At 62.4% G+C, this 14,269-nt stretch carries 11 protein-coding genes and 1 pseudogene; 5 read left to right on the forward strand and 7 right to left on the reverse strand.

Annotation, left to right across the window (positions count from 1 at the left end; genetic code table 11):
- Positions 1 to 247: 247 nt before the first annotated feature.
- Positions 248 to 1,099: a formyltetrahydrofolate deformylase gene (purU, locus tag IAE33_RS14685; RefSeq protein ID WP_201164029.1), complete on the forward strand. Its 852-nt coding sequence runs from the start codon at positions 248 to 250 to the stop codon at positions 1,097 to 1,099.
- A 162-nt stretch (positions 1,100 to 1,261) separates the two neighbouring features.
- On the opposite strand, the gene IAE33_RS14690 is transcribed toward purU, so the two are convergent.
- From IAE33_RS14690 to IAE33_RS24970, 5 genes and pseudogenes are all read right to left on the reverse strand, one after another.
- Positions 1,262 to 2,254, reverse strand: coding sequence for a lysylphosphatidylglycerol synthase transmembrane domain-containing protein (locus tag IAE33_RS14690; RefSeq protein WP_201164030.1), 993 nt, complete (start codon positions 2,252 to 2,254; stop codon positions 1,262 to 1,264).
- On the reverse strand, positions 2,251 to 3,015 hold the full coding sequence (locus IAE33_RS14695; protein ID WP_201164031.1) for a DUF2334 domain-containing protein: 765 nt from the start codon (positions 3,013 to 3,015) through the stop codon (positions 2,251 to 2,253). Before IAE33_RS14695 ends, IAE33_RS14690 begins: the two co-directional genes overlap by 4 nt.
- Positions 3,008 to 4,129, reverse strand: a complete 1,122-nt coding sequence (locus tag IAE33_RS14700; protein ID WP_201164032.1) for a glycosyltransferase family 4 protein — start codon at positions 4,127 to 4,129, stop codon at positions 3,008 to 3,010. Before IAE33_RS14700 ends, IAE33_RS14695 begins: the two co-directional genes overlap by 8 nt.
- A 154-nt stretch (positions 4,130 to 4,283) precedes the next feature.
- Positions 4,284 to 5,048 carry a methyl-accepting chemotaxis protein gene (locus IAE33_RS24965; protein WP_442967378.1) on the reverse strand — a complete coding sequence of 255 codons (765 nt, stop codon included), beginning with the start codon at positions 5,046 to 5,048 and terminating at the stop codon, positions 4,284 to 4,286.
- A 90-nt stretch (positions 5,049 to 5,138) separates the two neighbouring features.
- Positions 5,139 to 6,158: pseudogene (locus IAE33_RS24970) on the reverse strand (HAMP domain-containing protein); the annotation flags it as partial.
- A gap of 168 nt (positions 6,159 to 6,326) precedes the next feature.
- On the opposite strand from IAE33_RS24970, the gene IAE33_RS14710 reads away from it, so the two are divergent.
- Positions 6,327 to 7,802: a helicase HerA-like domain-containing protein gene (locus IAE33_RS14710; protein ID WP_201164034.1), complete on the forward strand. Its 1,476-nt coding sequence runs from the start codon at positions 6,327 to 6,329 to the stop codon at positions 7,800 to 7,802.
- 54 nt (positions 7,803 to 7,856) lie between these two features.
- Here IAE33_RS14710 and IAE33_RS14715 read toward each other — a convergent pair whose 3' ends face one another.
- The gene (locus IAE33_RS14715) at positions 7,857 to 9,329 is read right to left on the reverse strand and encodes an inorganic phosphate transporter (RefSeq protein ID WP_028635119.1); all 1,473 of its coding nucleotides are present in this window, start codon (positions 9,327 to 9,329) and stop codon (positions 7,857 to 7,859) included.
- A 307-nt stretch (positions 9,330 to 9,636) separates the two neighbouring features.
- Positions 9,637 to 9,840, reverse strand: a complete 204-nt coding sequence (locus IAE33_RS14720) for a hypothetical protein (RefSeq protein ID WP_028635118.1) — start codon at positions 9,838 to 9,840, stop codon at positions 9,637 to 9,639.
- Positions 9,841 to 10,243: 403 nt separating this feature from the next.
- Here IAE33_RS14720 and pcaR point away from each other — a divergent pair, with 403 nt between their 5' ends.
- The 3 genes from pcaR (at position 10,244) to pcaF (ending at position 14,209) form a co-directional block, all read left to right on the forward strand.
- Positions 10,244 to 11,119: a pca regulon transcriptional regulator PcaR gene (gene pcaR / locus IAE33_RS14725; protein WP_236406572.1), complete on the forward strand. Its 876-nt coding sequence runs from the start codon at positions 10,244 to 10,246 to the stop codon at positions 11,117 to 11,119.
- Positions 11,120 to 11,400: 281 nt separating this feature from the next.
- A complete protein-coding gene (locus tag IAE33_RS14730; protein WP_201164035.1) occupies positions 11,401 to 12,747 on the forward strand; it encodes an MFS transporter in 1,347 nt (448 codons plus the stop codon).
- Between the two features lie 256 nt (positions 12,748 to 13,003).
- A complete protein-coding gene (gene pcaF / locus IAE33_RS14735) occupies positions 13,004 to 14,209 on the forward strand; it encodes a 3-oxoadipyl-CoA thiolase (RefSeq protein ID WP_201164075.1) in 1,206 nt (401 codons plus the stop codon).
- Positions 14,210 to 14,269 lie beyond the last annotated feature (60 nt).

The raw sequence follows: 14,269 nt of genomic DNA on the forward strand, positions 1-14,269 counted from the left end.
GCAATAATAGACAGGCGATACTCGCAAGTAAACATGTTATTGCGGCATTAACTGTTAATTAAGCTGTGACAACATATCTCTGGGTGAACAAAAATTTACATTAAGCGACGGTCTCGTCTGCCCACCTTGTCAGACAATGCCTTGATTCACGTGGTCAACGATTCGGGCCCGCCCCGTCAATCATTACTGCGTTTTTTCTGGCGGGCCGCTAGAATGTGCGCCTTTGCGAAGTTCTGGAGTCTTATTCATGCGCACCTACCGTCTGGTGATCGCTTGCCCCGACCGCGTCGGCATCGTGGCGAAAGTCAGTAATTTCCTGGCGTTGTACAACGGCTGGATCAACGAAGCCAGCCACCACTCCGACGTGCAGAGTGGGTGGTTCTTCATGCGTCATGAAATCCGCGCAGAATCCTTGCCCTTTGGTATCGACGCCTTCCGCGAAGCCTTTGCGCCGATTGCCGAAGAGTTTTCCATGATGTGGCGCATTACCGATTCGGCGCAAAAGAAACGCGTCGTGTTGATGGCCAGCCGTGAGTCCCATTGCCTGGCCGATTTGCTGCACCGCTGGCACACGGATGAACTCGATTGCGATATCCCCTGTGTCATCTCCAACCATAACGACCTGCGCAGCATGGTCGAGTGGCACGGTATTCCATTCTTCCATGTGCCTGTAGACCCTGCGGACAAGGCGCCAGCGTTCGCCGAAGTGTCGCGCCTGGTTCAGGAGCACGCGGCCGATGTGGTGGTGCTGGCCCGCTATATGCAAATCCTGCCGCCACAGCTGTGCCAGGATTACGCCGAGAAGGTCATCAACATCCACCACAGCTTCCTGCCGTCCTTCGTGGGTGCCAAGCCGTATCATCAGGCTGCTCTGCGTGGTGTGAAGCTGATCGGCGCCACCTGCCACTACGTTACCCAAGAGCTGGACGCCGGCCCGATCATCGAACAGGACGTGGTGCGGGTGAACCATGCCGACAGCATCGAGGATATGGTCCGCTTCGGCCGGGACGTAGAAAAGATGGTGCTGGCCCGCGGCTTGCGTTATCACCTGGAAGACCGGGTACTGGTGCACGGCAACAAGACTGTCGTGTTCGATTGAGTCTGGCAGGGGAGCGGTGACACATGGCCCGGCAGCGCAATGCCCCGACCGCCTCGTTACCGCCCACACTGGGTGAGGGTTGCCTTGCCCGTTTCGACCCCGAGGCTCTGGAACCAACCGACGGCACCGATTTTCCCGGTGCCGCGGCGCTCTGGCAGCAGCTCAACCCGCCTGACGGCGCCAGCGCTCCAGCAGCGGGCGAGCCAGTAGAGCCACAAACACCGGCCCTCCCGCCAACAGGTAAAAGTAGTACGTGACAGCCCGCCACAGCAGGATGGCCGCCGCTGCCGTCGAGCTGCCCAGCATCGGCGTCAGCAGGCTGGCCGACGTCAGTTCGGCTGCCCCGGCACCACCGGGCATCATGCTGAACTGGCCGGCACTGAGTGACAGCATCTGCACCAGAAAGCTGGGGATCCAGCCCAGGTCCGTGCCCAGGCCCTTCACCACTAGGTACAGCACACTGTAGCGCAGGCCCCAATGGGCACAGGTGAGGGTGAATACCAGCGCAAGGGTGCGCTTGGGCAACTGCCAGGTCTGCGCCAGGGCCTGAGTGAAGTGCAGCAGCTTGCGGGCCCAGCGCCGCTTGCGTGGGGCACTGACGCCCAGCCGCTGTATCAGCCTGCCATTGGCGCGCATTACCGGGCGCCTATAGCGCAACAGCACTACCACAGCGGCCAGCGCCGCACATAACAGCGCAGCGCTGCCCAACAGCATGCTCAGCTGGCTGCGGCCCAGGCTGTGGAACAGTGCATAGCCGGCAATCGCCAGCATGGCGCAGAAGAAGAACACCAGGTCATTCAGTTGGTCGGTGGCGAAGACTGCGCCGCTGCGTGCGGGGCTGATGCGGTCCCGGGCGAGCAGGGCCATCAGCGTCAACGGGCCGCCACTGCCCCCGGGAGTGGTGCAAATGGCAAATTCGGTGGCCATCACCACGCCCAGGGTGCGCACAGGGGTAACGTGCCGGGCTTGTTCGCCCAATAGCAGGCGCAGGCGTAGTGCATTCAGAACCCAGCACAGCACGATCATGCCAACCAAGGTCAGCAGCAATTGCGGGTCGAAACGGCTGAGCCTGGGCAGCAGTTCGGTGCCGCCCAGCAGTGCCGGTACCAGCGCTGCGCCCAGCAACGCCAGCGCCAGCCAGACCCAGCGGTTCATGCGGCTACCTGGCGCTCCAGCCAGGCGGATTTGGTCAAGGGCTGGCGCCCGTCTTCAAGCAGCTTCTGCAACGTGCGCAGCCAGTACTCGCGGGACGAACGGTGGCGCATGTCCACCGGGTGCAGCCCCAGCCGCAGCGTGTTGGCGCCCTGCCAACGGCGGCACTGCCAGTTGCAGAGCACGCGTGACAATTCCCGGCGCCAGGCACTACGTGCGCTCCACACCAGCCCGGGTGAATCTATCGCGGTGAAGTCCGGCAACCGGTAGAGGTGTTGAGGCGTGCTGGTGTACTTGAGGGGCAAGCGACGCAGTGCCTGGCGCGTGCCTTCACTCATGAGCCACGCCGGGGCCACGAACCCTGCCACTGGCCAGCCCTGCTGTGCAAACAGGGCCAGGCCATCTTGCAGGCGGGCCAGGGCCTGCTGCTCGTCCAGCCCATAGAACTCACCCTCGTGGGTATAGATACGGCGCATGAAGTACTCGACGGGCGTGCGCGGCAGGGGCCCTTCGTCGGCATGTGCATAACCGTGCAAGGCCAGTTCGTCGCCCGCCGCCAGGCGATGTTCAAGCATCTGGCAGAACGCAGGTGCCTGGTGCAGCGGGTTGCGTCGATGAAAGTCCGGCACTACCAGCCAGGTCATGGGTACATCACCCAGCGCGTCCACGGCCTGTACGAACGGCTCGTAGTCTGGCCAGGTTTCTGGCGCTACGTCATGCAATACCAGCATCAGGCTGCGAGGGTTGGCAGACGCTTCAGGCATGGGCGCGCACCTGCAACGGGTGGCCGAGTACGGCGTGATAGTGTTGCAGCAGGCCACTGACCACGCTGTCCCATGAGTAGCAGGTTTCCACGTGTTGACGGGCCTGGGCGCCGAGTTTACGCACGCCGGCCTCAAAGGCTTCACGCACAGCGGCGGCCATGGCTAGCGCATCGTTGGGCTGGCACAGCCGGCCGCACTGGTCGTTGACGATTTCCCCGAACGCACCGGCGCGTACCGCGACCACTGGCGTGGCGCTGGCCATGGCTTCAAGGATCACCAGGCCGAAGGTTTCCTGGTCCCCTGCATGCACCAGCAGGTCGGCACTGGCCATCAGCCGCGCCACCTCGTGTGCCGGGCAGAACTGGCCAATCACGCTAACGTTGTCGGGCACGTTGCTGGGCATGTTCGAGCCTACCAGCAGCAGGTGGTAGCCACGCCCAAGCTGGCGCATGCACTCCAGCAGCACCGGCAGGTTCTTCTCCCGTGAGCCACGGCCTGCGTAGATCAACAGGCGGCTGGTGTCGGCGATACCCAACTCGGCGCGTACCTGTGGGTCGCGCCGTGAAGGGTTGAAGGTGGCCAGGTCTACCCCTAGGGGCTGGACGTGCACATCGCGCACGCCCAGGCGCTTGAGCTTGTCGGCCATCACCTTGCTTGGGGCGAGCACCCGGTCGAAATTGCCATACAGCTTGCTGACGTAGGCTTCCACATTAGGGGTAAACCAGTTGCCCATGCGGTTGCTTACCAACAGGGGCAGGTCGGAGTGGTAGAAGCCGATGACAGGCACATCCAGTTTACGCCGCGCCTCCAGGGCCGCCCAGGCGGTGAGGTAGGGGTCGCCCACTTCGATCAGGTCAGGTTGCAGGTCGCGCAGCACATTGCACCAGGGCGCCAGGCGTACCGGGAAACGGTAGCCCTTGCCGAATGGCAGGGGTGGGGAGGGCACGTGGTACACGCCGTCTGCGTGGGTGGCGCTGGCGCCGGGTATCAGCAGGCTGTGGCGCACACCCTGCAGTGCGTCCAGGCGATGGTGTTTGGCATCAAGGTACGTCCGTACGCCGCCGCTGGCCGGGGCGTAGAACATGGTGATGTCGGCGATGTGCACGATCAGCATCCCTCCGGGATCGTATTCGGGTCTGTCATCCGGCAGTGATTAGCCGGCGATGACACGCCTAAAGTTGACCTTGTGGAAGGATGGTTTGTTCGATCGGCCGCTGATGGGCTGATGGCCAGCAGCAGGCCACATGCCTGCCGCTGGTGGTTGGCTGTCAGATTCTGAACGTGCCGACCAGGTGCTTGAGGCGGCTGGCTTGTTGCTCCAGGTCGGAGCAGGCGCGCAGGGTGGCCTGCAGGTTTTCCACGCCTTCCTGGTTGAGCATGTTGATCTCGTTGATGTCCATGTTGATCGCCTCGACGACGGCAGTCTGCTCCTCGGTTGCAGTGGCAACCGACTGGTTCATGCCGTCGATCTCGCCGATACGAACAGTAACGCTGTCCAGGCGCTCGCCGGCCTGGTTGGCGATCTGCACGCTTTCGGTGCTGTGCCGCTGGCTCTGGTCCATGGTGTCGACCGACTCACGGGCGCCCACTTGCAGTTCCTCGATCATGCCCTGTACCTGCTGCGCCGATTCCTGGGTGCGGTGGGCCAGGTTGCGCACCTCATCGGCTACCACCGCAAAGCCGCGGCCGGCTTCACCGGCACGGGCCGCTTCGATGGCCGCGTTCAGAGCCAGCAGGTTGGTCTGCTGGGAAATGCTGGTGATCACCTCGAGAATCTGGCCGATATTCACCGTCTTGCCGTTCAGCGTTTCGATGTGGCCACTGGAGGTGACGATCAGGTCGGACAGGCGGTTCATGGCGGCAATGCTGCGCTCCACCACCTGCTGGCCCTCTTCGGCCAGCAGCCTGGCCGAGCTGGCGTGCTGCGAGGCCTGGGCGGCATTGCCGGCGATCTCCTGGGCGGCTGCGCCCAGCTCGTTGATGGCGGCGGCCACGCTGTTGGTGCGGTTGGATTGCTCGTCGGAGTTGGTCATGGACGAGTTGGAGGCGCTGATCACCCGCAATGCCACTTCGTTGACCTGCTCGGTGGCCGAAGACACCTCGCGGATCGAGGCATGGATGCGTTCGACGAAGCGGTTGAAGGCGGTGCCCAGAATGCCGAATTCATCGTGGTTGTGAATGCGCAGGCGTTTGGTCAGGTCGCCTTCGCCTTCGGCGATGTCTTCCATGGCGCGGGTCATGGTGTGCAGCGGCTGCAACAGCACGCGGATCAGCAGGCCAAGCAGGCCGATGATAATGACCACCGCCACCACCGTGGCGATCACCGCCGAGGTGCGGAAGGTGGTGAGCATGGCGAAGGCCTTGTCCTTGTCGATCGACAGGCCGATGTACCAATTGGCCGACGGCAGGCCGGTCACCGGGGTGAAGGTGAGCAGGCGGGTCTGGCCCTCGCTCTGTACCTCGGTGAGGTCTGCGGTCAGTTTGGGTGCGTGTTCGGGGAACAGGTCCGACAGCGACTTCATCACCAGGCCCTGATCAGGGTGCACCAGGATCTTGCCCTGGTCGTTGACCAGGAAGGCATAGCCCATGCCGCCGAAGTTCAGCGAGTTGATGATCTGCACCAGGCCGTCCAGGGCCAGGTCACCGCCCACCACACCAATGTCGTTGGCGACCTTGCTGAGGATGCCAATGACCATCTTGTTGGTGGTCATGTCGATATAGGGCTCGGTCAGCATGGCCCCGCTGGCGTTCATGCCGTCCTTGTACCAGGGGCGGGTGCGGGGGTCGTAGCCGTCCGGCATCTTCGCGTCCGGGCGCACGCTGAAGCCACCGTCTACCTTGCCCAGGTACACCGTGAGAAAACTGGACACCAGGGCATTCTGCCCCATCAGCGTTTCGGCACTGGCCGGCTGCTGGGCAATGTTCTGTGCCAGGTTTTCCACCAGTTTGATACGGCCCTCGAACAAACTGCGGATGTTGGTCGACGTGGATGCGCCCATTTCAGCCAGGTAGTTCTGAAGGTCCTCGCGAATCGCATTACGCTGCAGGTAATCGTTGTAGAGGGTAAAAAGGCTGAAGGCGAGTATCACGATCAGTGAGGCTGCCAATAGAATCTTGTGGCTGAAACGAAGGCTTTTGTTCATGGCGTTATCGATTCCGCTAAGGTGTTGTATCAGGTGTTCGCACCTGTCGAGCACAGCGAGTGCAACATCCCGAAAAGTCCCTTTTCGGTTTTTTCTCTCTATGTAAGGCAAATATCACCCCGAGGTATCGGCCGACCCCAGGCAAAGCTTGAGCAGAGGATTAAACAGATGTCGGAATCTTCAACCATCGTTGTAGGGGCCGGGCTAGACGGCCTGCCGGTCGGGCAGGCGCTGAAGCTGGCCAACCGTCATGGCCTGGTGGCGGGCGCCACAGGTACTGGCAAGACCGTGACCCTGCAGCACCTGGCCGAGGCCTTCAGTGACGCCGGTGTCGCCGTGTTCGCTGCTGACGTTAAAGGTGACCTGTGCGGGCTGGGGGCGGCCGGTGCGCCGCAGGGCAAGGTGGCCGAACGTATCGCCGGCATGCCCTGGCTGCACCACCTGCCGCAGGCGTATCCGGTCAGCCTGTGGGACATTGCCGGCAAGACCGGCCACCCCCTGCGTACCACGTTGACCGAGATGGGCCCATTGCTGCTTGGCAACCTGCTGGATCTAACCGATAGCCAGCAGGCTGCACTGTATGCCGCGTTCAAGGTGGCTGACCGGGAAGGGCTGCTGCTGCTGGACCTCAAGGACCTGAAGGCGCTGCTCGCGCATCTCAAGGACAACCCGCAACTGCTGGGTGAAGACAGCGCGTTGGTGACCGTTGCCTCTACCCAGGCGTTGTTGCGCCGGTTGGCCACCCTGGAGCAGCAGGGTGCCGAGGCATTGTTCGGCGAGCCGGCCCTGCAACTGGACGACCTGTTGCAACCGGCTGCAGGTGGTAAGGGCCGCATCCACCTGCTTGATGCCAGCCGCCTGGTGCACGAGGCCCCCAAGGTCTACGCGACTTTTCTGTTGTGGTTGTTGGCCGAGCTGTTCGAGCAATTGCCGGAGCGAGGGGATGCCGACAAGCCGGTCCTGGCGCTGTTCTTCGATGAAGCCCACCTGCTTTTCAAGGGCACACCCAAGGCGTTGCAAGACCGGCTGGAGCAGGTGGTGCGGCTGATCCGCTCCAAGGGGGTGGGGGTGTATTTCGTGACCCAGTCACCCGCAGACCTGCCGGACGCTGTGCTGGCCCAGCTGGGCCTGCGTATCCAGCACGGGCTGCGTGCCTACACCGCCAAGGAGCAGAAAGCGCTGCGGGCGGTGGCCGAGGGCTTTCGCCCGAACCCGGCCTTCGATGCCCTGGCGGCATTGACCGAACTGGGTATTGGCGAGGCGCTGGTGGGCACATTGGAAGAAAAGGGCACGCCTGCCACGGTGCAGCGCGTACTCATAGCGCCACCCCAGTCCCGTATCGGGCCGCTGAGTGACGCTGAGCGCGCTGCCCTTATCGCGGGTTCTCCCTTGCTCGGGCGTTACGACAAGCCCGTGGACAGGGAGTCTGCCTATGAGCTACTGACGCAGCGCAAGGGCGAGGCGGTAGAGCCCGCGCCGCAGCCCAAGGCCGACGAAAGCAGTTTTGCCGACAAGGCAGGTGAGTTTTTGCAGAGTGCGGCAGGGCAGGCGATCAAGTCAGCGATGCGCCAGGCGGCCAACCAGTTTGGGCGGCAATTGGTGCGCGGCTTGATGGGGTCGTTGCTGGGCGGGAAGAAGAAGTAGCGGGTAGTCGCCTGTGTTGGTGCAGGAGCCAGGGCGGCTCCTGCACCTGGCACTTTAGCTGAGCGCTTTGGAGGCCAGCCAGAACAGGCCGGCGGCCAGGCCCATGGACGCTGGCAGGGTGAGCACCCAGGCCAGCAGGATGGTTTTCACCGTGCCGCCCTGCAAGCCGCTTTTGTTGGCGACCATGGTGCCGGCCACACCGGACGACAGCACATGGGTGGTGGATACCGGCAGGGCGAACACGTTGGCCATGCCGATGGCGCAGGCTGCGGTGATCTGGGCCGACATGCCCTGGGCATAGGTCATGCCCTGCTTGCCGATTTTTTCACCCACGGTAAGCACCACCCGTTTCCAGCCGACCATGGTGCCCAGGCCGAGGGCCAGTGCCACAGCCACGATCACCCAGAACGGTGCGTATTCGGTGGTGGCGGTCAGGTCTTTGCGCAGTTTTTCCAGGTCTGCTTTTTCGCGTGCGTCCAGCCCTGGCAACTTGCCGACCTTTTTCGCCGTGTCGTCCAGGCACAGCAGGTAGCGGCGCACTTCGACACGCTTGTCGGCGTCCAGTGCCCGGTAGTCGGTCACGCCCTGCAGGGAAGACTGCAGCGCCGCGATGGTCGGTTCGGTCTGCTGCGGGTTGCAGCTGAATTTCTCCGGCAGGTCGCTGGCCTTGGCTTTGCCCAGTGCCAGGAACTCGCCCAGGGTGGCGGCGTTGCGCTGGTAGAACTGGCTCATGTGCAGCGTCGCGTCACGGGTACGCTCGATCTGGTAGGTGGTGCTGTTCAGGTCGAGCACGAACTTGGCCGGGACGATGCCGATCAGCACCAGCATGATCAGGCCAATGCCTTTCTGGCCATCGTTGGAGCCGTGCACGAAGCTCACGCCCATGGCTGAGATCACCAGCACCAAGCGGTTCCAGAAGGGCGGGTGTTTCTTGTCGTCGAGCTTGCGGCGCTGTTCAGGCGTCTTGTGCATCTTCGACAGCGGGCGCCACCATTTCAGGCCGATCAGCACCAGTGCGGCAACGGCGAAGCCGGCGATGGGGGAGACCACCAGCGACATGGCAATGTCGATAGCCTTCTGCCAGTTGACGCCATCACCCAGCGGGATGTCGTTGATCAGGGCATTGGCCAGGCCTACGCCCAGAATGGAGCCGATCAGGGTATGCGAGCTGGAGGCCGGAATGCCGAAGTACCAGGTACCCAGGTTCCAGGTGATGGCTGCCGCCAGCAACGAGAAGACCATGGCCAGGCCGTGCCCGGTGTTCACATTGATCAGCAGCTCGACCGGCAGCAGGTGGACGATGGCATACGCCACCCCGACCCCGCCCAGCAGCACGCCGAGGAAGTTGAACACCCCGGAGAAGAACACGGCGAGGTGTGGCGGCATGGCTTTGGTATAGATGACGGTGGCTACCGCGTTGGCGGTGTCATGAAAGCCATTGATGAACTCGAAGGCGAGCACGAAGGTGAGGGCAAGCAGCAGGCTCACCAATACCCAGGCATCCAGTCCGCTGAATAAATCGATCATGAAGGTTGTCTGGCGGTCATAGGGGGGCCGGATTATGCCAGAAAACCTTGGCAATCGATGCACCCGTTACGCACGGTTCATCCCCTCCTGACGGCTTTCACCCCACTGCCCGGCGGCGAGTGACTAAAAGCTCCAGCTCATAAAAACGCTTAAAAGCAACGATTACCGTCGAAAACGCAACGAATAGGTCGATCTCGATCAATTCAAACGTTTGTATGAAATTTGTGTAATTCCATTTCATGATCAGCGGGCGCAGCTTCTGCGCCCCTTGCCCAGGCGTGCCGGGCAAGGGGCTTTATCAACTGCGCTACGGGGAATCTTCGCTGCGCAGTTCTTTTTCCATGCGCTCGAGTTCCTGGTTGAACGCCTGATCCTGAACAGTGGCACGTTTGCGCCAAGGTTTGCGTTCGGGTTCTGTTTGCGCGGCGTAGGTCGTGACCTCGCCACCGTATACATCCTTGTAACGTTCTGCCTGGCGCTCGAGTTCTGCGCGCAGTTCTTCTTTCGTCACATGCAGTACCTGAATGAGTGTAATAACCGCGGAGTGCGTGTTCCTGCATGCCAGTAAGCGGCCGCTGGAACAAGCACAGTATATCAATAGGAAGTTTGCCAACCATCGTGACATGCAGGGCGCGTGTAAAGGTGGCGCAGGCGAGATCAAACTGGCCCTTGCAGGTTTGAGAACTGGCCAGATGGAAAGTTCGTTGCAGTGTATGTACAGCGCCGCATGAAAAACGGCCTCGCCCTGAGACGAGGCCGTTGCCTGAGACTTCTACGGTGGGTACCTGACCAGTCTCTCCAAAGAAGCCACAAGTGGCCTGAGAAAGGTATAAGCAAACGTGTCGGCGGTCAATTGCGATTATCGGCCGTTTGTTCGATAATCGCACGAACCGGCGTTTTTTTTGAGGTGTGCGATGAGTGATGAACTAGCAGCCAATGATCCTTCCAACCCCGCCTCGGCCCGCGGGGCGACAACGGCGCTGGCGCCACCCATCGTGGCCTCGCCGGCCAAGCGTATCCAGGCCTTTACCGGTGACCCGGATTTCATGACCTCGCTGGCACGGGGCCTTGCTGTGATCCAGGCGTTCCAGGAGCGCAAGCGCCACCTGACCATCGCCCAGATCAGCCACCGCACGGAAATCCCCCGGGCAGCCGTGCGCCGTTGCCTGCACACCCTCATGAAGCTGGGCTATGCCACCACCAATGGGCGTACCTACTCGTTGTTGCCCAAAGTGCTGACCCTGGGCCATGCCTACCTGTCGTCCACGCCGTTGGCAATTTCCGCTCAGCCCTACCTTGACCGGATCAGCGATCAACTGCATGAAGCCGCGAACATGGCCACCCTTGAAGGTGACGACATCCTCTACATCGCGCGGTCAGCCACAGTGGAGCGGCTGATTTCGGTCGACCTGTCCGTGGGCGGTCGCTTGCCAGCCTACTGCACGTCGATGGGGCGTATTCTGCTGGCGGCAATGGACGACACCAGTCTTCGTGAGTACCTCGAGCGCGCTGACCTCAAGCCCCGCACCACGCGCACCTTGCATGATGCCGAATCACTGTTCGCCTGCATCCAGCAGGTGCGAGCCCAAGGGTGGTGCGTGGTCGATCAGGAGCTTGAGCAGGGCCTGCGTTCGATAGCCGTGCCGGTCTACGACGCCTCCGGGCAGGTGCTGGCGGCATTGAACGTAAGTACCCATGTGGGGCGGGTCACGCGCAGTGAGCTGGAACAGCGTTTTCTGCCGATTCTACTGGCGGCAAGCCGTGACCTCTGCCATCAGTTGTTTGGCTGACCCTGCGTTTGTTGTGCGATAAACGCACAATCTCGCCGGCAGTGAATTGCGCCACCCCGGTTTGCTGATTAATGTCTCTCGCAACGGTCGGCCAAGCCGACCGAACAACAAAAATACAAGAGGCACCTCCCATGCACACTGTCCCCAGGCTGCAGCGGGCCTACCCGTACGCAGTGCCGTTGTCCCCAGGCTGACACAGCGCCCTCCCTTCGCAACTAACGCACTCTGCGCCGAATGCTCGCGTGCAGTGGCCTGGCTGTGCCTCCTTCTGGATAACAACAATGAATCAAGCGCAAACCGGTGTCGGCAAAAGCCTCGACGTCCAGTCACTGATCAATGAACAACCCCTGTCCCGCTACCAGTGGCGGGTTGTGTTGCTGTGTTTCCTCATCGTCTTCCTCGATGGCCTGGACACCGCTGCCATGGGCTTTATCGCCCCAGCGCTGTCCCAGGACTGGGGTATCGACCGCGCCAGCCTCGGGCCAGTGATGAGTGCCGCGTTGATCGGCATGGTGTTCGGTGCCCTGGGTTCCGGGCCGTTGGCCGACCGCTTTGGCCGCAAGGGCGTGCTGGTGGGTGCCGTGCTAGTGTTCGGCGGTTTCAGCCTGGCTTCGGCCTATGCCACCGACGTCAATCAACTGCTGGTGCTGCGCTTTCTGACTGGCCTGGGGCTGGGCGCAGGCATGCCGAATGCCACAACGCTGCTGTCTGAATACACCCCTGAGCGCCTCAAGTCGCTGCTGGTAACCAGCATGTTCTGTGGTTTCAACCTGGGCATGGCGGGGGGCGGTTTCATTTCTGCCAAGCTGATCCCGGCCTATGGGTGGCACACCTTGCTGGTCATCGGCGGTGTACTGCCGTTGCTGCTGGCCGTGGTGCTGATGGTGTGGTTGCCGGAGTCGGCGCGTTTTCTGGTGGTGCGCAACCGCGGTACGGAAAAGGTGCGCAAAACCCTGGCCCCCATCGCGCCGCGCATCGTGGCCGAGGCGGGCAGTTTCAGCGTGCCGGAGCAGAAGGCCGTGGCGGCGCGCAACGTGTTTGCCGTGATCTTTTCCGGTAGCTACGGGCTGGGTACTGTCCTGCTGTGGCTGACCTACTTCATGGGCCTGGTAATCGTGTACCTGCTGACCAGCTGGCTGCCCACACTGATGCGCGACAGTGGTGCCAGCATGGAACAGGCCGCGTTCATCGGTGCGTTGTTCCAGTTTGGCGGTGTGCTGAGCGCGGTGGCTGTGGGCTGGGCCATGGACCGCTTCAACCCGCACAAGGTGATTGGCCTGTTCTACCTGCTGGCGGGGGTGTTTGCCTACGCCGTGGGCCAGAGCCTGGGCAATATCACGCTGCTGGCCGTGCTGGTGCTGGTGGCCGGCATGTGCGTCAACGGTGCGCAGTCGGCGATGCCATCACTGGCAGCACGCTTCTACCCGACCCAGGGCCGTGCCACGGGGGTGTCGTGGATGCTGGGTATCGGCCGCTTCGGGGCGATTCTGGGGGCGTGGAGCGGTGCGACCCTGCTGGGCCTCGGCTGGACGTTCGAGCAAGTGCTGACTGCACTGCTGGTGCCTGCGGCACTGGCAGCCGTTGCCGTCGTCATCAAAGGCATCGTCAGCCACGCCGACGCCACCTGACAGGCCCAGGGCGGCATCGCGGCCGCCTTTTGGGAGAGATGAATAGAAAGGTAACAAATGGTTCGATAACCGCCCCAATAGTCGATTATCGGATTGTAAGCCCCGGGTCATTCTCCCTAATCTGAACCCCATAGAAACACCCTGACCAGGAGCCTCCAATGGCTACAATTTTCTCGCTCAACAAGGCCGTGAAGCAGTTCGTCCGCGACCTTGAAGCCCGTACCGCTGCGGCCCACGGCCAAGCAGCAGGAGCAGTCTGATGCGCGACGTATACATCTGCGATGCCATTCGCACCCCTATTGGCCGTTTTGGCGGCGCTCTGGCCGCCGTGCGTGCGGACGACCTGGCTGCTGTGCCCCTCAAGGCGCTGATCGAGCGTAACCCTGGCGTGCAGTGGGACCAGTTGGACGAAGTGTTTTTCGGCTGTGCCAACCAGGCTGGTGAAGACAACCGCAACGTGGCGCGCATGGCGCTGCTGCTGGCCGGCCTGCCCGAGAGCATTCCCGGCGTCACCCTGAACCGCCTGTGCGCTTCGGGCATGGATGCCATCGGCACAGCGTTCCGTGCCATTGCCAGCGGCGAGATGGAACTGGCCATTGCCGGCGGCGTGGAGTCGATGTCGCGCGCCCCCTTCGTGATGGGCAAGGCCGAGAGCGGCTATTCGCGCAGCATGAAGCTGGAAGACACCACCATCGGCTGGCGCTTCATCAACCCGCTGATGAAAAGCCAGTACGGGGTGGACGCCATGCCCGAAACGGCCGACAACGTGGCAGACGATTACCAGGTTTCTCGCGCTGACCAGGATGCCTTCGCCGTGCGCAGCCAGCAGAAGGCTGCAGCTGCCCAGGCCGCCGGGTTCTTCGCCGAAGAGATCGTGCCGGTGCGCATTGCTGGCAGAAAGGGTGAAACCGTGGTCGAGCAGGACGAGCACCTGCGCCCAGACACCACCCTGGAAACCCTGGCCCGCTTGAAACCGGTCAATGGCCCGGACAAAACCGTCACGGCAGGCAACGCTTCGGGAGTCAACGATGGTGCGGCGGCGTTGATCCTGGCATCGGCAGAGGCGGTAAAGAAGCATGGCCTGACCCCACGTGCCCGTGTACTGGGCATGGCCAGTGCCGGTGTGGCGCCGCGTGTCATGGGCATCGGCCCGGTGCCTGCAGTTCGCAAGCTGACCGAGCGGCTGGGTGTGGCGGTGAGCGATTTCGACGTCATTGAGCTCAATGAAGCCTTTGCCAGCCAGGGCCTGGCGGTGTTGCGCGAGTTGGGGGTAGCGGACGATGCCCCGCAGGTGAACCCCAACGGTGGCGCAATTGCCTTGGGCCACCCGCTGGGCATGAGTGGTGCACGGCTGGTGCTCACGGCGTTGCACCAGCTTGAGAAGAGCGGCGGGCGCAAGGGCTTGGCGACCATGTGCGTAGGCGTAGGGCAAGGCCTGGCGTTGGCCATCGAGCGCGTGTGAAGGGTAGGGGCCTGCTCGCGCACTGTGCGCCGACAGGCCCTTGCTGTTAGACACAAGGCC

Origin of the sequence: Pseudomonas sp. S60, assembly GCF_016647865.1 — a bacterium.
Lineage (GTDB): Bacteria > Pseudomonadota > Gammaproteobacteria > Pseudomonadales > Pseudomonadaceae > Aquipseudomonas > Aquipseudomonas parafulva.